Here is a 22,287-nt window from a genome sequence, read left to right as displayed (position 1 = left end):
TCCCTACTTCCCCGGTCAGCCCTTGATCGCCCCGGTGAGGCCGTTCACGAAGTACCGCTGGGCGGCGAGGAAGAGGATCACGACCGGGATGACCACGATCAGCGCACCGGCCATCAGCGAGTTGTACTGCACCACCTGCGACGACTTCAGCGCCTGGAGCGCGATCGGCAGCGTGTAGGTGGCGGGGTCGTTGAGCGACACCCGGGTCAGCAGATACTCGTTCCAGGTCGGGATCGCGGTCAGCAGGGCGATCGTGACCAGCGCGGGGCGGGCCAGTGGCAGGTAGACCCGGGTGAAGATGCGCAGTTCACCGGCACCGTCCACCCGGGCCGAGTCGCGCAGTTCGGTCGGTACCGCCCGGAACGCGTTGGTCAGCAGCAGTACGGCGAACGGGGCGGTGCCGTTGACGAACGGCAGGACCAGACCGAGGTGCGTACCGAGGATCGCCAGCCGGTTCTCCAGCAGCACGATCGGGAGCAGGGTGACCACGCCGGGCACGAAGAGCAGCGCGACGAAGAGCCGGTACAGCGCGGTACGGCCGGGAAAGTGCAGCGCGGCGAAGGCGTACGAGGCGGCCGAGTAGATCACCACGACGCCGAGGGTGGTCGCCACGGTCACCTGGAGACTGTTCACGAAGTAGTCGAAGAAGTGCAGCCGGTTCCAGGTGTCGACCAGGGTGCTCAGCGTCGGGTCTCGCGGGATCAGGTGACCGCCCGCGATGACCTCCTGCGGGGTCTTGAAGGCCGCCGAGACCATCCAGAGGAACGGGTAGAGGCTCACCATGGCGTACCCGGCAAGCAGTAGCCCGACGACCGTGCGGGCGACGACGGCCTGCGCCCGCCAGCGGCGTACCCCTCGGGTCGGCGGGGCGGGCCGGGCGGTGGCCTCGATCGCGGCCGGCGCGGCACCGACCGTCATCGCCGCTCCCGGGTGACCCGCAGGTGGACGAAGGCCACCAGCACGGCGGCGACGAAGAGCATCCAGCCCAGCGCGCTGGCCAGCCCCAGCGTCGGGGCGAGTTCGGACTGGAACGCGAGCCGGTAGGTCTGTAGGCCGAGCACGTTGGTGTGGTCGCCCGGACCGCCGTCGGTCATGATCAGGAAGATCTGGAAGCCTTGCAGCGCGTCACGCAGGTTGAGCAGCACGATCACGGCGGTGATGCCGCGCAGCAGCGGCCAGACCACGCTGAGGTTCACCCGCCACCAGCTCGCGCCGTCGATCTGGGCAGCCTCGGTCAGCGCCGGGTCGATCGTCTGCAACCCGGTCAGGTAGAGCAGCGTCGCGACCGGTACGGCGGACCAGACCATGATCACGATGAGCGTCGGCAGCGCGGTGTCGGGATTGCCGAGCCAGCCCTGCGGCTGGGAGAGCGAGCCGAGGCCGAGCGCGCCGAGCAGCGTGTTGATCGCGCCGTTCGGCTCCAGGACGTACTGCCAGGCCAGGTAGACCGCGATCCCGGTGGTGATGTAGGGGACGAAGTAGACCGAGCGGAGCAGCCCGACGAACCGGCGGGCCCGGTTGAGCGCCAGGGCCAGCGGAAAGGAGATCACGACGGTGAGCAGCGGCGCCGCGATCATCACCCAGACGGTGTTCAGCGCCGCCGCGCGGACCGGCGGGGAGAAGACCGGACTGGCCCAGAGCAGGTCGGTGTAGTTGCGCAGGCCGACCCAGAGCCAGGTCGGGGTGAGCCCGTTCCACTGTACGAAGGAGAGTTGCAGTCCCCAGAAGAGCGTGTAGACGCCCATCACGGCGAAGAGCACGATGGCCGGGGCGACGAAGGCGTACGCCCAGGCGACCTCCCGGGGCTGGTAGCGCCGCCGGCCGCGTCCCCGCCCGGTACGGCCACGGCTGACCGTGACCGCACCGGGTGACGTGGGTACGTCGGTGGTCATTTCCCTGCCCAGTAGCCGTCGATGATCTTCTGGAGCCCGGCGGCGGCGGTCGGCACGTCGGCCTTCTTCAACGGGGTGAGTTCCATCAGCGACCGGGCCACCACGGCGGCGTCGTACGAGGGCGGCTGGTGCGTCGTGTCACCCGGGTTGTACGCCTCGACACCGGAGCCGAACGACCCGATCATCGCGCCGAGCACCGGGCCGAGGGTGCCGGTCGGGTCGTCGCCGAGGTTGACCGGCGGGACGTCCAGGGCGTCCTTGGCGAACTGGCTCGCGACGTCGGTCTGGGCCAGGTGCTCCAGCCACTTGACCGCGCCGTCCTTGTTCTTCGTCGTCGCCGAGACCGAGAGTCCGGTCAGCGCGAACGGCGCGAGGCTCAGCTCGGGCACCGTACCGCCCCGGGGCGAGGGCACCGGGAACGTCACGATGTTCTCCGGGTTCATCCCGTTCTGGGACAGGAACGCCAGCGTGAACGTACCGCCGACGACGAACGAGGAGCGGCCCTGCGCGAACGCGAGATCCGCGTCGTCGATGGTCAGCGTCTGGGTGCCCGGCATCCAGTACGGCGTCACCTGGTGGTAGCTCTCCAGCACCGACCTGCCGTTGGCGGAGGTCCAGTTCCGGGCCGGGTCGTTGGAGAAGAGCCCGGCGAACCCGGCCTTGCCCAGCTTGCCGTACGCCATCGGCTGCATCAGCCACTCCATGCCGGTGGTCGGCGCCTGGAAGCCGATGCTCAGTCCACCGTCCTGGGGTCGCGCCCTGCGGACCGCCTCCAGCGCGGCGACGAAGTCCTCCCAGGTCTTCGGCGACTCGGTGACCCCGGCAGCGGTCAGCCGCTCCTTGTTGGCGTAGACGATCCCGAAGGTGCCGATCGTCAGCGGTACGCTGAACCGCTGGTTGAGCTTGATGCCCGCGCTCTTGGCGCCCTTCTCCTGCGACTGCTTGTAGTACCGCTCGGTGACGGTCCCCTCGGCCGCGACCGACGGCAGGTAGCGGTCGGTCCAGGTGGCCTCCTCGGTGAGGTCCTCCAGCAGGCCGGCGGCACCGAAGGTGAAGTCGTCGCCGTTGGTGTGCACCTCGAAGATGTCCGGCAGGCTGCGGGTCTGCGCGGCGGCCTGGACCCGGGCGATGAACGCGTCGTCCGGGGTGATCGCCTCGACGGTCACTCCGACGCCGGTCTTCTGCTTGAAGCTCTCGGCGGCCTTCTGTAGCGCCGCGACGTGCGACTGCTTGAAGGTCCACATCGTCAGGTTGTCTCCGCTCGACGAGTCACCGCCCCCGCCCGGGCCGCAGGCGGTGACCGCGCCGGTGAGCGCGAGGATCGTGGCGAGTGCGAGACAGGTGCGGGCTGATCGAGGTAGGTATCGGTTCACGCTGCGCCTCTTCCATCCCTAGGGTGGGGTTGCTGGTCCAGGGGGCTTGCTGGTCGCGCCGACGAAACAGAACGTAAATCAATTTGATATATAGTGTCAACATCGTCGTCGGGTCCGCGATGAGTCCCCGTCATGAGTCCAGAGAGGGCACCGTGATACCACCGCCCCCGCCAGCGGAATCCCCGGTCCCGGCACCCGTCGAGGCACCCGTCCTCGCCCCCGCGCCGTGGACCGCTCCGGGCGGCATCCGGGTCACCCGGGTACGCACCTTCCTCTGTGCCCCGCAGGGCTGCCCGTACGTGATCACCCGGGTCGAGACCGACCAGCCCGGACTGTACGGCCTCGGCTGCGCCAGCGACCCGCAGCGCACCCTCGCCATCCGGTCCGTCGTGGACGACTACCTCGGCCCGATGCTGCTCGGCCGGGACCCGGCGGACATCGAGGACCTGCACCGGCTGCTGCTCAACAGCGGCTACTGGCGCGGCGGCTCGATCGCCAACAACGCGCTCGCCTCGATCGACGTCGCGCTCTGGGACATCAAGGGCAAGGTGGCCGGTCTCCCCCTGCACCAGGTGCTCGGCGGGCGGGCCCGGGGACACGCGGAGGCGTACACCCACGTCGACGGTGCGGACGAGGCGCAGGTGGTGGAGCTGGTCCTCGCCGCACGGGACCGGGGCTACCGGCACGTACGGGTGCAGGTGGCCGTACCCGGGACGGACACCTACGGCACCGCCCTGGCCGACGAGCGGCAGGCCGCGGACCGGCGGATGCGTCGGGAGTCCTGGGACAGCCTGGCCTACCTGCGACACGTCCCGCCGGCACTGGTCCGGATCCGCGAGCGGGTCGGCCCCGACGTCGAACTGCTGCACGACGTGCACGAGCGGCTGACCCCGGCACAGGCCCGGCAGTTCGTCCGGGCCGTCGAGGAGGCCCGGCTCTACTTCCTGGAGGACGCACTCGCGCCCGAGGACGCGGCGCACTTCGCCGGGCTGCGCGCCGCCGGCAGCACCCCGCTGGCCGTCGGCGAACTCTACGCGGAGGTCACCCAGTACCTGCCCCTGCTGGAGCAGCGGGTGATCGACTTCGCCCGGATCCGGATCCCCACGCTCGGCGGGCTGACCCCGACCCGCAAGCTGGTGGCCGCCTGCGAGCTGTTCGGGGTGCGTACCGCGCCGCACGGGCCGGGCGACGTGAGCCCGGTCGGACAGGCCGCGAACGTCGCCCTGGACATCTCCTCCCCCGCTTTCGGGGTCCAGGAGGCGGCGACCTTCCGGGACGCGACGCTGGAGGTCTTCCCGGGTGCACCGGTGCCGGTCGACGGCCGGTTCCCGCCGTCGGACGCGCCGGGCCTGGGCGTCGACTTCGACGAGGCGGCGGCGCGTCGTCACCCGGTCACCGCACCGCTGGAGCACGACCGGTGGGCCCTGCTCCGCGCGACCGACGGCAGCGCACACCGCCCCTGACGGCGCGGCCCCGCCGACCGACACCGCGCCGGGTGTGTCCGTTGCCGGTCGGCGCGAGGTGTGTCCGGTGTCGGTCGGCCGAGGTGTGTCCGTGCCCGTCGCGGGACGTGTGTCCGGCGGTACGGCGAGGTGGTGCCCGGGGGCCGGTCGCGCCCCGAGCGCTAGGCGAGCACCGGTCGCGGGCCGAGGGCTAGGCGAGGAGCAGGGACTGGGGGCGGGCCGACAGGGTCTGGTCGAGTACCAGGCAGGCGGCGCCGACCGCGCCCACGTCGTCGCCGAGCGCCGTACCGGTGACCGCCGTCTCGTGCATCTTCCCGACGAACGGGGACGACGCGACGATCGGGTTGATCACCGGTAGGAAGAGCCGCCCGAGGTGCGGCCAGATCGGGCCGCCGAAGACGATCAGTTCCGAGTCGACCAGGGTGGCGGCGGCGCTGACGCCGAGCCCGACCCGGCGGGCCCAGCCGTCGATGATGCTCCGCGCGCTGGTGTCACCGGCATCGGCGAGCGCCACCAGGTCGAGCAGGCTGCGCTCCGCCTCGCCGGGCCCGACCGGCGCCTTCTCCCGGCCCAGTACGCCCCGCTCGATCGCCTCCTCGACCAGCGCGTACGTCGTGCAGTTGGCGTCCAGCCCGCCGATCTCACCCGCGTTTCCGGAGACTCCACGCAGCACGACGTCGTTGACCACCACGCCCATCCCGGAGCCGGTACCGAGGTAGAAGAAGAGGAAGTTCCCGGAGTGTACGGCCGCACCCGCCCACCGCTCGGCGATGGCCGCCGCGATGACGTCCTTGTCCATCACCACCGGCCACCCGGTGGCCAGGGACAACTGGTCCCGCAGCGGCACCCGCTCCCAGCCCGCCAACTGCGGCGGCTCGACCACCGCGCCGGCCACCGGGTCGATCGGCCCCGGCACGGCGACGCCCAGCCCGAGGATCCGCTCGCGGGGAATGCCGGACTCGTCGACCAGCCGTTGCACCGCGGTACTCATGTCGGCCAGCGTCTCGGCCTGGTCGACGACCTGCGGCGTCGGCTGCCGCATGCTGTGCACCACCCCGCCGACCAGGTCGAGCACCACGTAGGTGACCACGGCCGGATCGAGGTGTACGCCGATCGCGAAGCTGCCGCCCGGGCTCACCTGCAACACGGTGCGGGGCTTGCCGACCCGGCCGCCCTTCTTGCCCGCCTCGACCACCAGTCCCCGGTCGAGCAGCCGGCGGCAGATGTTGGAGACGGTCTGCGCCGACAGCCCGGTCGCGGCGGCCAGCTCGACCCGGCTCAGCCCGTCCGGCGCCCGCCGGATCGCGTCGAGCACGACCGACTCGTTGAAGTCGCCCACCCGGGGAAGGTTGGTCCCGCGCCGAACAGTCGGTTGGTCGATCGTCACGCCCGTTCTCCCGGCTCGGGTCTGGGGTGCCTTGAGCGTAACCGGACGTCGATCGTGCCGGACGGCACGCCCGGCCCGGCGGGTGCGGGCCTCACCTGACCTGCCGGACCAGTCGGAGGGCGACAGGGCCCCCGGCGGGACACCCCGACGACCGGAGCATCGCGCCCGGCAGGCACGTCAGCGGTACGCCGACCGCCGTGGCGGACTGTAGGGCACGCGCCTCCACCACGGGAAGTCCTCCAGGATCCGCTGGCTGCCGCACGCACGCTGCCTCGATCGGCACCGGCGCGGGCTGGAGGACATATCTTAAATCAAACTGATGTACTTATCACCCTCCGACTCCCCGCCGCCCGAGCGAGCGGTCAGGCCATCAGTCGGGTCAGGTCCATCAGTCGGGTCAGGCCATCAGTCGGGTCAGGAAGTCGCCGATCCCCTGGGCGATCGCCATCAGCACCGCCCCGATCGTCTCGACCAGATCGGCGGCACCGTCCGGCCGGAACGCGACGAAGAAAATCAGGAAACCCACGAACAGCCAGGTGAGGACCTTCTTGGCAAGTACGGGCATGTCTCCTCCGCTGGGGCATCCCCCGTCTCGTACGACCTCAAGAGTCTCGGTTTCACGAGAGCTGGCGCACTCCGGCGATCGAGTGCTCGCATCCCCGTCCGGACCGGCCTGCAAACGACCCCGCCGGACCGGCCCGGCGCCGCCGGTCGGCTCGGCCACCCGAGTACCGCTCATCCGGATCACGCCGGTCGCCGGATACGCAGTATTACAGCATCAAAACAGGATAAGATGGCGAATTATCCCTCATTATCCGCTTGATGGCGGTGACGACGAGCCGGACGATCCCGGGGCGGAGGCAGGTTGACCAGCCCTGGCGGCCGACCGGACGTGCTCCGTGGGCCGGACGACGCCCGGGTCACCACCCCGAGCTCTTCTTCGACGTGGTCTACGTGCTGGCGGTGACCCAGTTGACCGCCGCGCCGCCGGGAGGCCGCTGGACCGAGGAGCCAGCTCCGTAACTTTTCGGAACTCCACGTCCGACTCCGACCTGCCGTCGTCTCGGACGCCATCGTCGGCGGCGTGGAGCGTCACCACATTAGCTGGTCAGCAACGAGCTTCCGGCGACGACAGCCGAGCGGCAGCACGCCGGGAGTGTTCCGGAAACCGTTGACCCCCGGGACCGGCGATGGAACACTATCCATCCATTAAGGTCGATTGGCGCCACGCTGTCCGTCAGGGATCGAATCGCGGCGGACCAGGGTGGCCCCGGCCGTTTCCACACCGTGACGCCCGGACGGACCCACCACCATGCGCCCGTCCGGCCATCCGCCAGAAGGGGCAGAGATGATCAGGAGTTCCACCGACGGCGCCAGGGGCCCGAGACCGCGCTACCGGACCCGACTCGCGCTCGTCATCGGCGCGGTGGGCATGCTCGCCACCGCCGGCGCCATCGCGCTGCCCAACACCGCCAGTGCGGCGAGCACCCTGGGTGCCTCCGCCGCCGAGCGGGGCGGGCGCTACTTCGGTACCGCCGTGGCGGCGAACAAGCTCAACGACAGCGCGTACACGACCATTCTGAACCGCGAGTTCAACCAGGTCACGCCCGAGAACGAGATGAAGATCGACGCGACCGAGCCGCAGCGGGGACAGTTCTCGTACGGCAACGCGGACCGGATCGTGCAGCACGCCCGCAGCCGGGGCATGCAGGTACGCGGCCACACCCTGGCCTGGCACTCGCAGCAGCCCGGCTGGATGCAGAGCCTCTCCGGCAGCACGCTGCGCCAGGCCATGCTCAACCACGTCACCCAGGTCGCCACCCACTTCCGGGGCCAGGTCACCTGGTGGGACGTGGTGAACGAGGCGTACGCGGACGGCAGCAGCGGCGCCCGGCGCGACTCCAACCTCCAGCGCACCGGCAACGACTGGATCGAGGCCGCGTTCCGGGCCGCGGACGCCGCCGACCCGAACGCGCAGCTCTGCTACAACGACTACAACATCGACAACTGGAACGACGCCAAGACCCAGGCCGTCTACCGGATGGTCCAGGACTTCAAGCAGCGCGGCGTACCGATCGACTGCGTCGGTCTCCAGTCGCACTTCACCGGCGGCTCGAACTACCCGAGCAACTACCGCACCACTCTGTCCAGCTTCGCCGCCCTCGGCGTCGACGTGCACATCACCGAGCTGGACATCCGCAACGCGCCGGCCGACGCGTACCGCAACGTGACCAACGACTGCCTGGCGGTGGCCCGCTGCAAGGGCATCACGGTGTGGGGCATCCGCGACTCGGACTCGTGGCGGTCCGGCGAGAGCCCGTTGCTGTTCAACGGCAGCGGCCAGAAGAAGCCGGCGTACGACGCCGTGCTCACCGCGCTGAACAACGGCAACCCCGGCGGCAACCCGACCACCCCACCGCCTGGCGGCGGCTGCACCACGTCGACCACGGCCGGAACGGTCTGGGGCGACCGGTACAACACGTCGGTGACGGTCAGCGGCGCCAGCAACTGGACCGTGGTGGTGGCTGTCACCGCACCGCAGTCGATCAGCACCACCTGGAGCGGCAGCGCCAGTCTGAGCAGCAACAACACCGTGCTGACGATGCGTTCCAACGGAAGCGGCAACACGTTCGGCTTCACCACGATGATGAACGGCAACTCCAGCGCCCGACCGCAGGTCAGATCCTGCACCGCCGGGTAGCCGACCGTCCCCTCGCCGGCCGTGCGGTGTCCCCATCGCACGGCCGGCGACATCGGCCGGTATCGGGATCGCCGGCGGGGGCCGGTCAACCGGTCAGTCGCGCCCGCCACGGGTGGGTCGGGTGCACCAGGGCCAGCGCGTCGTCGAGCCAGCATCGTGCGGTGTCGTCCAGTAGCGGCAGCGCGGTGGCGAAGTCCGCCTCGTCCTTCGCCCGGACGGCCTTCGCCTTGAACAGCAGTACCACCTCCAGCACCAGGTACGGAATCCCGTCCGGGTCGTGCCGGACGATGTCGGCGTACGGGCGACGGATCCGGTCGTCGCGCCGACAGACCCAGACCGTCCCGTCGTGCGGCTCCCGGAACACGTCCAGCCGCCACCGGCCGCTGACCCGCTCGTACGCCCAGGTCTGGTGGCTGGTCCGCATCGACTCCGGAGTCGGCGTGAACAGCCGGCCGTCGTGTGGCACGGCGAACTCACAGTCGCCGAAGCGCTCCCGTACCTCGGCGAACCGGTCCGCCGGAACCGCGATCTCCAGGTCTTCGTGCGGCCGGGAGGGTACGCCCCGGCACAGGTCGATGGCCCAGCCGCCCGCCACGTACCAGGGCAGGTCGAGGCCGGCCAGCCGTTCGGCGACCACCGACGGCGGCCAGGGCTCCCAGGCGTCGAGATCCGGCATCACGGGTCGACGGTAACCAACCCGGGCCGGTCCGAGTCAGCCGAGGCCGGGTCGGACGGTCAGGCCGACCGTCGGCGGACCAGGTGGGTGTCCAGGAAGATGGCCGGCGAGGGAATCTCGTCGCCCCGGATCTGTGCGACCAGCAGCCGGGCCATCTCCGTGCCCATCGTGATCACCGGTTGGTGCACCGAGGTCAGCGGCGGGTTGGCGTGCAGCGCCAGCGAGGAGTCCTCGTAGCCGACCACCGCCACGTCGGCCGGGATGCGCCGGCCCGCCTCGTGCAGCGCCTGGATGACCCCCAACGCCATCAGGTCGGAGGCGGCGAAGACCGCGTCCAGGTCGCCGCGCCGGTCCAGCAGCCGGCGCATCGCGTCGAGGCCGCTGTTCGCGCTGAAGTCGCCGTACTCGATCAGGTCCTCGGAGACCGGCCGGCCGTGCGCGGCGAGCGCCTCGCGGTAGCCGGCCAACCGGGTCACCCCGGCGCCCATGTCCTGCGGCCCGGCGACCGTGGCGACCGCCCGGCGGCCGATCCCGATCAGGTACTCGACGGCCTGCCGGGCGCCGCCCGCGTTGTCCACGTCCACGAAGTACGCCGGCTGCGCGCCCGGGCCGAGCATCCGGGCCGGCCGTCCACCGAGGACAGTGGGCAGCCCACGCTCCATCAGCAGGCCCGGCAGTGGATCCGCGTCGTGCAGCGAGATCAGCATCACCCCGTCGACGTGCTGGTCGGTGAGCTGGTGCTCCATCTTCTCCCGCCCGCCCGGCGACTGGATCCAGGAGAGCCACAGTTGCAGCGGGGTGTCGGCCAGGCCGGCGCTGACGCCCCGGGCGATGCCGGCGAAGAACGGCTCACCGAACGCCCGCTCGCCGGACTCGGAGATGACCAGCGCGACCGAGTCGGTCCGCTGGGTGACCAGGGCCCGGGCGGCGCGGTTCGGCACGTACCCGAGTTCCCGGACCGCCGCCCACACCGCGGCCCGGACCGTCGGGCTGACCTGGGAGGAGTTGTTGACCACCCGGGAGGCGGTGCCGCGCCCGACGCCCGCTCGGGCTGCGACCTCGCTCAGCGTGGGCCTTCCGGGGTCGCGGCGCTGGGATCTCATGATCTGCTCCCGGAACTTGCGTTGATCAATGGTGGCTCCAGGGTAGGCGGCTGTCGAACCGACCCCTGCCCGGCCGGTGCACCGCGCCGACGCGCCGCTCACCGAGGTCGTTACATCGATGATGATATGGTTTCCCACCGGCTTTCGGCCCCGGCCGTCCGGTCCGTCCCGTCGCCGGTTCGACCATCGACGGACGGGGCCGTCGGCGCGGCAGGTCAGGCGGCGGCCAGCTCGTCGGTAGCGGCCGTCTCGGTAGCGGCGGGCCGGGGGCGGCCAGGTCGATCCGGGTACCGCAGATGCTTCGGCCGAGCACAGTGGACGATCCGGCGGCGCTGGTCCGGCGGCTTGCCCGGCAGGCCGTCGGTAGTGGTGGGCCGGCGCTGTCCGATCCGCCAGGTGGCACCACCGAGACCGAAGGAGCCCGGTGACGCGGTTCGGTTGGTTCCTCGGCCACGAGGAGTGGCAGCCGGAGCGGCTGGTGACCCAGGCCCGCCGGGCCGAGCAGGCCGGCTTCGACGCGGTGCTCGTCTCCGACCACCTGCAACCCTGGGTGGACGACGCCGGGTCGGCCGGCCACGGCTGGGCCACGCTGGGCGCGATCGCCACGGCGACCCGGAGCGCCACGCTGGTCTCCGCGGTGGCCTGCCCGCTGTTCCGCCAGCATCCGGTGCTGGTCGCGCAGGCCGCAGCCACGCTCGACCGGCTCTCCGGCGGCCGGTTCGAACTCGGGGTCGGCACCGGGGAGGGCATCAACGAGGCACCGCTGGGCCGGTTTCCGCCGTACCCCGAGCGGCTGGCCCGGATGACCGAGGCGCTCGGACTGCTCCGGCCGCTGCTGGCCGGCGAGACCGTCCAGCGGCCGGAGGCGGCGTACTATCCGGTCTCGTCGATCCGGCTGCACAGTCCACCGCTGACCGGCGTACCGGTGCACCTGGCGGCGGCCGGTCCCCGCTCGGCGGCCACCGCCGGTCGGCTCGCCGACGGGGTGGTCAGCTCGGTCAAGGACCCCGAACGGACCGGCCGGGAGGTGGTGGATGTGGCTCGGGCGGCGGCCTCGGCGGCTGGGCGTACGCCACCGAGGGTGGTGCTGAGCAGCTTCGTCGTACTCGCCGACAGCGACGACGAGGCGATCCGGGCGCTGCGGCCCTGGCGCGGGTTGCGTACGCCCGGCCGGCTGGCGGCATCGAGCCCGACCCGGCTGCGCCAGCGGGCCGACCGGCTCGGCCGGGACGCGATCCTGGCCCGGTATCGGCGGGTCGGCGAGCCCCGGGACCTCCTCGGCTTCTGCGAACTGCTGCTCGACCGGCTCCGCCCGGACGTGCTGGCCCTCCAGGTGGCCGCGACGGACGGCGTCGCCGCGCTCGAACGCTTCGCCGGACTGGTCGACCGGCTGCGCCAGCGGGGCTGACCTGCGGATCGGCGCCATCCGAGCACTGTGGACAAGGCTCGTGTCGCCGCCTCCCGGGCGCACGATTAGAACACATGTACGATAGAATATCGAGGTGTACGACAGCCGAGACCACGCCGGCGGCCACGCCCGCCTCGCCGCCCACCAGCCCACCGACCGCCGACTCGTCCTCGCCCGGGTGCACCAGATCGCCACGGACTACGCCGGCGGCTATCGCGAGGGTCTGGTCCGGGCCACCGCCCTTGCCGAGCTCGCCGATCTCGCCGCCGACCCCGACCTGCTCGCCCAGGCCGCGGCCATGCACGCCGTCGCCGACAACTGGTATGCGATCAACGCCGTCGACCTGCTGCTCGAAGCCGGCGCCCCGACCGAACTCGTCGACTCCTACCTGGACGCGGCCGTCTGCCCCGACGAGCCCGTCTCCGCCGACACGGGGCGGGCCGGCGGAGACGGATCGACCAGGAGCTGACGGCGACCCTCGCAGCCGAGCACCGGTAAATCGATCTTGAATTCGATCGGTGGCCGGGGCTACATTCACTGCACCGTGACCCCGATCTCCCACACCGTGAGCACGTTCTTTCGACGGTGACCACCCCCGCGGTCCGGGCCGGTGATGTCGGCCCGGACCGATGCAACCAGGAGGACCACATTGGAGAGTCGCCCTGAGTTCCCCACTGCCGACGCCGAAAGCCCGGAGAAGTCCGCGGTGACCCGACGCCGGGCGCTCGCGCTCGGGCTGGGCGGTGCGGCTGCCCTCGCCACCGCCAGCCCGGCCTGGGCGGTGACCGACCAGCGCCCCGGTGCCGTCCGTCCGCCGACCCTGGACGCGCACGACCGGCTGGTCGCCGGCCGGGTCTCGGCCAGGCGCGCGCTGCACCACCTGCGGCATCTCTCCGAGAAGATCGGACCGCGTATCGGCGGCACCTCCTCCGAACGGGCCGCCGCGAAATACCTCGCCGACGAACTCGACGACCTCGGCTACCGGACGACGCTTCAGCCGTTCACCGTCGCCGACAAGTTCCTCGGCCAGCTCAGCTCCCGACCCGGCCTCCCCGACGACCTGAACTGGCAGGTCGGGGCATCACCGCACGCCGCCCTCGACACCAGGGTCACCGGCCGGGTGGTGGACGTCGGCGCCGGAGCACCGGAGAACTACCCGGCGGACGCCGCCGGCAAGGTCGTACTCGTCGACTACGTCGCGGCGCAGCGCGAGACGCTGGTCGCCACCGCCGTGGCCAAGCAGGTGGCGGCGGTGGTCTTCCTGCCGGCCGACCTCGTGGAGCCGCGCCGGGCACAGGCGTTCGCACCCACCCTGCCCGGCTCGGCCACCTCTCCGGTGCCGATCCCGGTGGTCGGTGTCGCCCAGGCGCAGAAGCACCGGCTGCGGGAGCGACTCGCCACCCGCCCGCTGACCCTGACCGTCGCCACCTCGGCGCACCGGGGCCTCACCTCGCACAACGTACTGGCGGAGCGGGCACCACGGTGGGGCGGGCAGAACAGCCCGGTGGTGATGGTGAGCGCGCACTACGACACCGTGATCGGCGCACCGGGCGCCAACGACGACGGCTCGGGTACGGTGCTCTGCCTCGAACTGGCCCGGGTGCTGCGCAGCCTGCCGGTCGACGCGACCGTCCGGTTCGGACTGTGGGGCTCGGAGGAGCAGGGCCTGATCGGCTCCCGCTACTACGTCGCCCAACTGCCGCAGGCAGAACGGGACCGGATCGTCGCCGTCTACCAGAACGACATGGTGGCGACGAGCTGGGACCCGGCGACCCGATACTGGCTGCTCTCCTTCGACGGGCTGGCGAACCGGGCCACCGACGAGGTGGCCGCCGCCGCGACCCGGCTCGGCTACCAGCCCCGGATCTCGCCGGTGACGTTGCGCGGTTCCAGCGACCACCAGTCGTTCCAGGAGGTCGGCATCGCCAGCGCCAACTTCTCCTGGCGGGGCGAGGAGTCTCCGGCCCTGCTGGAGCCGCCGTACCACAGCCCGGAGGACACCATCGAGAAGAACATCAGCGTGGCCCGGCTCCAGGTGTCGCTGGAGCTGATCGGCGCCGCCGCGTACGCCACGGCTCGACGGCCCTGACCGCGACGCCGGCCCGGGCGACGACCGGGCCGGCGTCGCCGGCTGTCGGCCGCGCCGCACGGTCCAGCCATGCGATCCGCATGGTCGAACCGTGCGGCGCGCGCCTGCCGGTTGACCAGCCATGCCGACAGCCTTGAGCCATGACATCCACGATCCCGGACAACACGGTCCGGAACACCGAATCCGCCGGTACCCCGCACACCCATCTCCACAGCTCCGGGACGCCCCGGCGGCACGCCGCCCGGCACTTCCTCCGGCACTTCGCCGAGATGACGATCGCGATGGTCGTCGGAATGTTGCTGTTCGGCCCGGTGTGGGAGGTACTGGCCAGCGGGCTCGGCGCCGCCACCGGGCTCGGCCTGTCCGACGTGCTCGCCCGTCCGGACATCGGCGCGCTGGTGATGGCCACCAACATGACAGTGGGCATGACCATCTGGATGCGCCACCGGGCACACGGCTGGGCTCCGGTCGCCGAGATGGGCGCGGCGATGTACGTACCGTTCCTGCTCTTCCTGCCGCCGTACTGGGCGGGGGCGGTGAGCGGGGAGTTCGTGATGATGGCCGGTCACGTGCTGATGCTGCCGGCCATGCTGCTCGCGATGTTCCGCCGGCTGGACGAGTACACCGGCGGGCACCCGGCCGGCGGGCACCCAGACCCGCCCGACGGGCACCGGTCGTCGACGCGGTGGTCGGGATCACGATCCTCCTCGCGGCGTAACGGCTCGTGCGCCGGTTCCCAGGGGCGGAGGGGGTCGCGACCCGACGATGGTTTAGGTTAGCCTAACCTTCAACTTCGTCAAGCGGAGGAGCCCGAGCGTGCGGACCGGCAGTCCCACGGCACGTACCGTACTGACCGGCGCCATCACCGGCCAGCTCCGGCACGTGCTGGCCAGCGCGGGCCTCAGCGCGAGTCACCAGGCCGGCGAGGCACTCGTACCGGTGCTGATCGGAGTGGTCATCGACCGGGCCGTCGGCCGGGGCGGAGTGGTCGACCTGGTCGGCTGGATCGGCGTACTGGCCGTGGTGTTCGCGGTGTTGTCGACGAGCTTCCGGCTCAGCGCCCGTACCGGCGAACGCGCGGTCGAGCAGGCCGCACACCAGCTCCGGATCTCGCTCACCCGACGGATCCTGGACCATCGGGGCGGGGCGGAGACCGGTCGGCTGCCCGGTGCCCTGGTCGCCACCGCCACCGGTGACGCCGATCGGGTCGGCTCGGTGAACCGGGCCTTCGCCACCGCGATCGGGGCCTCCACCGGTCTACTGGTCGGCGGCGTCGCCCTGCTGGTCGTCTCGGTACCGCTCGGACTCCTGGTGCTGGTCGGCGCACCACTGCTGCTCTGGCTCGCCCATCGACTCGGCCGCCCGCTGGAGCGGCGCAGTCACGCCGAGCAGGAGCGGGCGGCGTACGCCTCCGGGGTGGCCGCGGACCTGGTCGCCGGACTGCGGGTACTCAAGGGTCTCGGCGCAGCCCCGGCCGCGGCCCAGCGCTACCGGCGGACCAGCCGGGAGTCGCTGGCCGCCACGGTCCGGGCGGCCCAGGCCCAGGCCTGGTACGACGGCACCCTGCTCACCATCACCGGACTCTTCGTGGCCGCCGTCGGCCTGCTCGGCGGCCGGCTGGCGGCACAGGGCGACCTCACCGTCGGGCAGCTCGTCACGGCGGTCGGCCTGGCGCTCTTCCTACTCGGACCGCTCTCCATCTTCGGCTGGGTGAACGCCGAGTTCGCCCAGGGCCGCGCCTCCGCCGACCGGATCGCCTCGGTACTCGGGGCACCTCCGGCGACGCCCACCGGAAGCGGCTCCCCCGACACCCCGGTACTCGGCCGCGTCGACCTGCGGGACGTCCGGCACGGCACGCTGCGCGGCGTCAGCCTGCACGCCGCACCGGGCGAGCTGGTCGGCATCGTGGCGACCGATCCGGCCGTCGCCGACGACCTGCTGCGCTGCCTCGCTCGCGACGTCGACCCGGAGGCCGGCACCGTCGAGCTGGACGGTGCCGGGCTGCACACCCTGGACCCCGAGCGGTTGCGCGCCGCGATCCTGGTCGCGCCGCACGACGCCGACCTGTTCGAGGGCACCCTGCGGGACAACGTCGGCGCACCGGCGAACGCCGAGACCGACGTACGCCGGGCACTGGCCGCCGCCGACGTGGCGGAGGTGGCCCGGGCCCTGCCGCAGGGGATCGACACGCTGCTCACCGAACGCGGACGCTCGCTCTCCGGCGGGCAGCGGCAGCGGGTGGCCCTGGCCCGGGCGCTCGCCGCCGAGCCGCCGGTGCTGGTCCTGCACGATCCGACCACCGCGGTCGACGCGGCCACCGAGGCCCGGATCGCGGCCGGGCTGCGGGAACTCCGACAGGGCCGGACGACCTTGCTGGTGACCACCAGCCCGGCGCTGCTCGCGGTCACCGACCGGGTGCTGCTGCTCGACGACGGCGCGGTGCGGGCCGAGGGCAGCCATCCGGACCTGGTCCGGCGGGACACCAGCTACCAGGCGTCGGTGCTGCGATGAACGCCGGCCGAGGAGCCCGGAACGCCTCCCCGGGCGTTGACGCCGAGGCGAGCGCCGGCCGAGGAGTCCAGGACACTTCCCCGGGCGTCGACACCGAGGTGAACGCCGGCCGAAGAGTCCGGAACGCTTGCCCAGGCGTCAACGCCGACATGGGCGCCGGCCGAGAGGCCCGGGACGGAGGAGTTGGCCGATGAGCGAGCCGGGCGAAGCCGAGCAGCCGGCCCGGGAACCGCTACCGGCCACGACCGGAGCCGAGCCGCCGGCCCGGGAGCTGCTGCCGACCGCGACCGGGCGGCAGGTCCGGGACACCCTGGCCGAGTTGCTGCGGCCACGCCGGCTCCTCGCCCTGCGCGCCCTCGGCCTGCTCGTCGGCTCCACGGCGGTCGGGCTGCTCACGGCCCCGCTGCTCGGCCACATCGTGGACCTGGTCGTCGACGGCCGGCCGCCGGCCGCGATCACCACCCCGACGGTGCTGCTCGGGCTGGTCGCGGTCGTCCAGGGGATCTCGCTGGCACTGGGGCTGTCCCAGGTCGCCCGGCTCGGCGAGGGCATGCTCGCGGACCTGCGTGAGCGGTTCATCGACCGGGTACTCGACCTGCCGCTGGAGCAGGTCGAGCGGGCCGGGTCCGGCGACCTGACCGCACGGGTCACCGGGGACGTGACGGTGATCGCCGAGGCGGTCCGGATGGCGCTGCCACAACTCGCCCGCTCCGGCCTGACCATCGGGCTGACCCTGGTCGGGCTCGCCGTACTCGACTGGCGGTTCCTGCTCGCCGCGCTGCTCGCGGTGCCGATCCAACTGCACACCGCCCGGTGGTACGCCCGCCGGGCCCAGCCGCTCTACGCCAGCCAGCGGGTGGCGCACGGCGCCCAGCAGCAGCAGTTGCTGGACACCGTTGGCGGTGCCCGGACGGTACGCGCGTTCCGGCTCACCGAACCGCACCTGCACCGGGTCTCCGGCAGTTCCGCCGCGGCGGTCGAGCTGACGCTGCGCGGAATCCGGCTGATGACCCGGTTCTTCGGCCGGCTCAACCTCGCCGAGTTCGTCGGGTTGACCGCCGTGCTGGTGACCGGTTTCCTGCTGGTGCGCGCCGACGCGGTCTCCGTCGGTACGGCGTCCGCCGCCGCCCTCTACTTCCACAACCTCTTCGGCCCGCTCAACGCCGCGTTGAGCCTGGTCGACGACGCCCAGTCGGCCGCCGCCAGCCTGGTCCGGCTGGTCGGCGTCACCCGGTTGCCGACGCACCGGCGGCCGGAACAGCGGCCCGTGCCGGTGGACGGCGGCGTCGAGGCGAAGGAGCTGCGGCACGCGTACGTGCCGGGGCACGACGTACTGCACGACGTCACGTTCAGCGTGGCGCCGAACGAGCGGGTCGCCCTGGTCGGGGCGAGCGGTGCCGGTAAGACCACGCTGGCCAAGTTGATCGCCGGGATCCACCGGCCCGGCGGCGGCAGCATCCGGCTCGGTGGCGTACCGATCGAGGACCTCGGCGCCGCCGTGGCCGGCCGGACCGTGGGCCTGGTCAGCCAGGAGGTGCACGTCTTCGCCGGACCACTCGCCGAGGACCTGCGGCTGGCCGGGCCGGACGCCACCGACGAGGAGCTGCTCGCCGCGCTGGACCGGGTCGGCGCGCTGGGCTGGGTACGCGCGCTGCCGGACGGGCTGGCCACGGTGGTCGGCGACGGCGGGCACCGGTTGACGGCGGCGCAGGCGCAGCAGCTCGCCCTGGCCCGGCTGGTACTGGCCGCGCCGCCGGTGGCGATCCTGGACGAGGCGACCGCCGAGGCCGGCAGTGCCGGTGCTCGACAGTTGGAGACGGCGGCGGCCCGGGCGCTGGACGGGCGTACCGGACTGGTGGTGGCGCACCGGTTGACCCAGGCGGCCACGGCGGACCGGATCATCCTGCTGGATGCCGGCCGGGTGGCGGAGACCGGTACGCACGACGAACTCGTCGCCGCCGGCGGCCGGTACGCGGCCCTCTGGGCGGCCTGGACCGGCACCCGGGACACGCCGCCCCAACCGGACCCGGTGCCGGAACAGCGACAGCCGGAACAGCGACAGCCGGAACGGACGACCGACGCCGAGGGCTGAGGCTCGGCCCCGAGAGCTGGGGCTCGGCCGCCCCGAGAGCTGAGGCTCGGCCGGAGGGCTGAGGCTCGGCCGGAGGGCACCCGCCGAGTTGGTCAGGTTGAAAAGGTTCATTGACGGGCGTCTGCACGACCGGGAACAATCTGCACCAGTGTGATCGCTAACATCGGGCTGCTCCGGTAGCGACCACCGACGCAGAGCCGCGTCGCCCCGCCGCCGGAGCCCCGGGATTGGTGCCTGAAACGGTTCATCGACAACTCCGGTCAGGAGGGAACCCATGCACGGTCCGCCACCCGCCCCCCGGCCTCCCGGGCCGGCACTGAGCCGCCGGGGCGTACTGCTCGGCGCGCTCGCCGGTGCCGGTGCCGCGACTCTCACCGGCTGCGCCACCCCGGTCGGCGCCGGACTACTGAAGACCGAGGCGGCGCCGGGGGCCGTCGAGTACTGGAACCTCTTCGGCGGCGGGGACGGCGTCCGGATGCAGCAGATCCAGGACGGCTTCCGCCGGGCGAACCCCGGCACCCCGCTCAAGGCCATCACGCTGGCCTGGGGCGACCCGTACTACACCAAGCTCTCCCTGGCCACCGTCGGCGAGGAGCCACCGGACGTGGCGGTCTCGCACCTCACCCGGATGAAGACCCTGGTCGACGCGGGACTGCTCCAGGAACTGCGCCCCGAGGACCTGGCCCGGCACGGCATGGCACCGGACAACTTCAACCAGCGGGCCTGGCAGGCCGGGCTGGTCGACGGCCGGGCGTACGCGATCCCGCTGGACACCCACCCGTTCGTACTCTTCTACAACACCGACGTCTGCCAGCAGGCCGGACTGCTCGACTCCGACGGTCAGCTCAAGCCGATCACCGGCGAGGCGGCGTTCGCCGACGCGCTCGCCCGAGCCAAGCAGGTGACCGGGCAGTACGGCGCCACCCACGGCATCAACGCCGACCCCGCCTCGCCGTGGCGGCTCTTCCAGACCTTCTACTCCCAACTGGAAGGTGAGATCCTGGCCGACAACGGCACCCGGATCGTGCTCGACGACGCCAAGGCCACCCGGGTGCTCGACTACCTGCGCGCCCTCACCGTCGAGCAACGGCTCATGCCGAGCGCCGCCGACTACCAGGGCGCGATCGCGATGTTCGCCGCCGGGCAGGCCGGCTTCCACCTCAACGGCGAATGGGAGATCAGCACCTTCCAGACCGCCGGGATGTCCTTCGGGATGACGCTGCTGCCGAACATCTTCGGCGGGCCGCACGCCGTGCAGGCCGACTCGCACACCCTGGTGCTGCCGGCCCGCCCCGACCTGGACCAGGCCCGGCTGGACCGGTCGCTGCACTTCGTCCGATCGGTCCTCGACCAGAGCCTCACCTGGGCGGAGGGCGGTCACGTCCCGACCTGGCTGCCGTTCGCCGAGAGCGACGCGTACCGCCGGCTCAGTCCACAGTCGAGCTACGCCGCCGCGGCCGACACCGCGGTCTACGACCCGCCCGGCTGGTACTCCGGCTCCGGCTCCAACTTCGAGAACGTGATCGGCTCCGCGGTCGGAGCCGTGGAGGGCGGACAACTCACCGCCCAGGCCGCGATCGCGCAGATCCGGTCGCAGTTGTCCGCGCTCGCCCGGACCCCGTCGCCGGTGTGACCTGACCTCATCGAGGAGGTTGGCCGTGGCCACCACCATCTCGGCCCCCGACCAGATCCGTACCGAACCCGGGTCGCCGCCGTCTGGCGGCGCCGACCACCGAACCCGGCAGGGCCGGCCCGCGCTGCTCTTCCTGGCCCCGTTCCTCGCGCTCTACCTGCTCTTCATCGTCGGACCCGCGCTGTACGGGCTGGTGATGAGCTTCTTCCACACCAGCCTGGTCCGCCCCGGGCTGGGCGAGTTCGCCGGGCTGGACAACTACGCCGAGGCGCTGGGCAGCTCCGACTTCTGGTGGGCGCTCTGGCACACCGTCTGGTTCACCATCCTGACCACTCCCCCGCTGGTGGTGCTGGCGCTGGTCTTCGCGCTGCTGGCCGAACGCGTCCGCCGGGGACGCTGGTTCTTCCGGCTGGCGTACTTCCTGCCGTACGTGCTGCCCTCGGCCGTGGTGGCGCTGATCTGGCAGTGGATCTACACCCCGGAGCTGGGCCTGCTCAGCCGGACGGTCGACGCGTTCGGCGCCACCGCACCGAACTGGCTCGGCGACCCGAACTGGGCGATGGTCTCGCTGGCGATCACCACGGTCTGGTGGACGCTCGGCTTCAACTTCGTGCTCTACCTCGCCGGCCTCCAGGACGTACCCCGGGATCTCTACGAGGCGTCGGCGATCGACGGCGCCGGGCCGTGGCAGCAGATCCGCCGGATCACCCTGCCGCTGCTGGCCCGCACCACGACGCTGGTGGTGGTGCTCCAGGTCATCGCCTCGCTGAAGGTCTTCGACCAGATGTACATCATGACCAGCGGCGGCCCGAACTTCAGCACCCGCTCGGCACTCCAGTACGTCTTCGACGTCGGGTTCACCGACTACCGCACCGGGTACGCCGCCGCCGCGTCGACGCTGTTCTTCCTGCTGGTACTCGCGGTGTCCGCGGTGTGGCTGGTCATGACCCGCCGCCAGGAATCGGAGGTGTGAGGGATGGCCCTCCTCGAATCGACCCCCGGCGCCGAGCGGGACCGCCGGAGCGGGACCGGCGGCACGGCGCTGGCGATCTCGGTGGACCGGCGGCTGCGGCTGTTCAACCGCTGCTGCGTCGGGGTGCTGCTCGCCTTCGCGCTGCTCTGGCTGGTACCGCTGGCCTGGGCGTTGGACACCTCGTTGAAGCCGAACGCGGAGACCACCGACCCGACCTGGCTGATCGAGAACCCGACGCTGCTCTCCTACCGCACTGTGCTGGCGCAGAGCGACATCCTCAACTGGTACCTCTCCAGCTTCGTCACCTCGGCGCTGGCCGCGCTGGGAACGGTGCTCACCGCGAGCATGGCCGCGTACGCGCTGTCCCGGCTGCGGTTCCGGTATCGCCGGGTGGTCTTCTGGTTGGTGCTCTGCGGCCTCATGATCCCGAACCAGGTGCTGATCGTGCCGCAGTTCCGGGAACTCGGCAGCGTGCACCTGCTGAACACCTGGTGGGCGGTGTTCCTGCCGCAGGTTCCCACCGCCATCGCCGTCTTCATCTTCAAGCAGTTCTTCGACGGGATCCCCCGGGATCTCGACGAGGCCGCCCGGATGGACGGCGCCGGCTTCTTCCGGACGTACCGGCAGGTTGTGATGCCGCTGTCCCGGCCGGCGGTATCCGCCGTGGCGATCTTCAGTTTCGTCTGGAGCTGGAACAACCTGCTCTGGCCGCTGCTCGCGGTCACCGACCCGGAGCTGATGACCATCCCGGTCGGCCTCGCCACCATCCAGGGCACCTACGGCATCCGCTACGCCGACACCATGGCCTCGGCGATCCTCGGCGCGCTGCCGCTGGTGCTGGTCTTCCTGCTCTTCCAGCGACGGATCGTCGAGGGCATCGCCGGCACCGGCCTGAAGGGGTGACACCAGCGGCCGGGGCGCCGGACCCAGACCCGGCACCCCGGCATCCGGCGGGAGCATCGCCGGGACCGAACAACACCAACCGA

Annotated in this window: 19 protein-coding genes; 12 read left to right on the top strand and 7 right to left on the bottom strand. The window is 71.8% G+C overall.

Annotated elements, in window-relative coordinates; all coding sequences use genetic code 11:
• Positions 1 to 15 precede the first annotated feature (15 nt).
• From Pma05_RS07125 to Pma05_RS07115, 3 genes are read right to left on the bottom strand one after another with little or no spacing between them, the layout of a single operon-like run.
• Positions 16 to 918, bottom strand: a complete 903-nt coding sequence (locus Pma05_RS07125; RefSeq protein ID WP_203856473.1) for a carbohydrate ABC transporter permease — start codon at positions 916 to 918, stop codon at positions 16 to 18.
• Positions 915 to 1,892, bottom strand: a complete 978-nt coding sequence (locus Pma05_RS07120) for a carbohydrate ABC transporter permease (RefSeq protein ID WP_203856472.1) — start codon at positions 1,890 to 1,892, stop codon at positions 915 to 917. Before Pma05_RS07120 ends, Pma05_RS07125 begins: the two co-directional genes overlap by 4 nt.
• Positions 1,889 to 3,265 carry an ABC transporter substrate-binding protein gene (locus Pma05_RS07115; protein WP_203856471.1) on the bottom strand — a complete coding sequence of 459 codons (1,377 nt, stop codon included), beginning with the start codon at positions 3,263 to 3,265 and terminating at the stop codon, positions 1,889 to 1,891. Before Pma05_RS07115 ends, Pma05_RS07120 begins: the two co-directional genes overlap by 4 nt.
• Before the next feature lie 152 nt (positions 3,266 to 3,417).
• Between Pma05_RS07115 and Pma05_RS07110 the strand changes: the two genes are divergently transcribed.
• Positions 3,418 to 4,728, top strand: a complete 1,311-nt coding sequence (locus Pma05_RS07110) for an enolase C-terminal domain-like protein (protein WP_203856470.1) — start codon at positions 3,418 to 3,420, stop codon at positions 4,726 to 4,728.
• Positions 4,729 to 4,918: 190 nt separating this feature from the next.
• On the opposite strand, the gene Pma05_RS07105 is transcribed toward Pma05_RS07110, so the two are convergent.
• Together Pma05_RS07105 and Pma05_RS07100 are read right to left on the bottom strand one after the other, a co-directional pair.
• The gene (locus Pma05_RS07105; protein WP_203856469.1) at positions 4,919 to 6,115 is read right to left on the bottom strand and encodes an ROK family transcriptional regulator; all 1,197 of its coding nucleotides are present in this window, start codon (positions 6,113 to 6,115) and stop codon (positions 4,919 to 4,921) included.
• A 397-nt stretch (positions 6,116 to 6,512) separates the two neighbouring features.
• Positions 6,513 to 6,680 (bottom strand): hypothetical protein, encoded by a 168-nt coding sequence (locus Pma05_RS07100; protein WP_203856468.1) that lies wholly within the window; start codon positions 6,678 to 6,680, stop codon positions 6,513 to 6,515.
• Between the two features lie 257 nt (positions 6,681 to 6,937).
• Between Pma05_RS07100 and Pma05_RS07095 the strand changes: the two genes are divergently transcribed.
• Together Pma05_RS07095 and Pma05_RS07090 are read left to right on the top strand one after the other, a co-directional pair.
• The gene (locus Pma05_RS07095; RefSeq protein WP_203856467.1) at positions 6,938 to 7,138 is read left to right on the top strand and encodes a hypothetical protein; all 201 of its coding nucleotides are present in this window, start codon (positions 6,938 to 6,940) and stop codon (positions 7,136 to 7,138) included.
• Positions 7,139 to 7,463: 325 nt separating this feature from the next.
• Positions 7,464 to 8,816: a glycoside hydrolase family 10 protein gene (locus Pma05_RS07090; RefSeq protein WP_203856466.1), complete on the top strand. Its 1,353-nt coding sequence runs from the start codon at positions 7,464 to 7,466 to the stop codon at positions 8,814 to 8,816.
• Positions 8,817 to 8,901: 85 nt separating this feature from the next.
• On the opposite strand, the gene Pma05_RS07085 is transcribed toward Pma05_RS07090, so the two are convergent.
• Complete coding sequence (locus Pma05_RS07085) at positions 8,902 to 9,492, bottom strand: nucleotidyltransferase domain-containing protein (RefSeq protein ID WP_203856551.1); 591 nt, start codon at positions 9,490 to 9,492, stop codon at positions 8,902 to 8,904.
• A 59-nt stretch (positions 9,493 to 9,551) separates the two neighbouring features.
• Positions 9,552 to 10,595, bottom strand: a complete 1,044-nt coding sequence (locus Pma05_RS07080; protein WP_203856465.1) for a LacI family DNA-binding transcriptional regulator — start codon at positions 10,593 to 10,595, stop codon at positions 9,552 to 9,554.
• A 424-nt stretch (positions 10,596 to 11,019) separates the two neighbouring features.
• Between Pma05_RS07080 and Pma05_RS07075 the strand changes: the two genes are divergently transcribed.
• The 9 genes from Pma05_RS07075 (at position 11,020) to Pma05_RS07035 (ending at position 22,204) form a co-directional block, all read left to right on the top strand.
• Positions 11,020 to 12,003, top strand: coding sequence for an LLM class flavin-dependent oxidoreductase (locus tag Pma05_RS07075; RefSeq protein ID WP_203856464.1), 984 nt, complete (start codon positions 11,020 to 11,022; stop codon positions 12,001 to 12,003).
• 94 nt (positions 12,004 to 12,097) lie between these two features.
• Complete coding sequence (locus Pma05_RS07070) at positions 12,098 to 12,472, top strand: hypothetical protein (RefSeq protein ID WP_203856463.1); 375 nt, start codon at positions 12,098 to 12,100, stop codon at positions 12,470 to 12,472.
• Between the two features lie 180 nt (positions 12,473 to 12,652).
• The gene (locus Pma05_RS07065; RefSeq protein WP_239311825.1) at positions 12,653 to 14,092 is read left to right on the top strand and encodes a M28 family peptidase; all 1,440 of its coding nucleotides are present in this window, start codon (positions 12,653 to 12,655) and stop codon (positions 14,090 to 14,092) included.
• Positions 14,093 to 14,232: 140 nt separating this feature from the next.
• Complete coding sequence (locus Pma05_RS07060) at positions 14,233 to 14,871, top strand: hypothetical protein (protein WP_203856461.1); 639 nt, start codon at positions 14,233 to 14,235, stop codon at positions 14,869 to 14,871.
• Positions 14,872 to 14,908: 37 nt separating this feature from the next.
• Positions 14,909 to 16,603, top strand: a complete 1,695-nt coding sequence (locus tag Pma05_RS07055; RefSeq protein WP_203856460.1) for an ABC transporter ATP-binding protein — start codon at positions 14,909 to 14,911, stop codon at positions 16,601 to 16,603.
• 190 nt (positions 16,604 to 16,793) lie between these two features.
• A complete protein-coding gene (locus Pma05_RS07050) occupies positions 16,794 to 18,695 on the top strand; it encodes an ABC transporter ATP-binding protein (RefSeq protein WP_203856459.1) in 1,902 nt (633 codons plus the stop codon).
• Positions 18,696 to 18,969: 274 nt separating this feature from the next.
• Positions 18,970 to 20,328: an extracellular solute-binding protein gene (locus tag Pma05_RS07045; protein ID WP_203856458.1), complete on the top strand. Its 1,359-nt coding sequence runs from the start codon at positions 18,970 to 18,972 to the stop codon at positions 20,326 to 20,328.
• Positions 20,329 to 20,353: 25 nt separating this feature from the next.
• Complete coding sequence (locus Pma05_RS07040) at positions 20,354 to 21,301, top strand: carbohydrate ABC transporter permease (protein WP_239311823.1); 948 nt, start codon at positions 20,354 to 20,356, stop codon at positions 21,299 to 21,301.
• A 3-nt stretch (positions 21,302 to 21,304) separates the two neighbouring features.
• Positions 21,305 to 22,204 carry a carbohydrate ABC transporter permease gene (locus Pma05_RS07035; RefSeq protein WP_239311821.1) on the top strand — a complete coding sequence of 300 codons (900 nt, stop codon included), beginning with the start codon at positions 21,305 to 21,307 and terminating at the stop codon, positions 22,202 to 22,204.
• Positions 22,205 to 22,287 lie beyond the last annotated feature (83 nt).

This window comes from Plantactinospora mayteni, from assembly GCF_016862935.1.
Lineage (GTDB): Bacteria > Actinomycetota > Actinomycetes > Mycobacteriales > Micromonosporaceae > Plantactinospora > Plantactinospora mayteni.
Note: the sequence above shows the minus strand (reverse complement) of the source record. Positions and strands in the feature narration are given on the sequence as shown.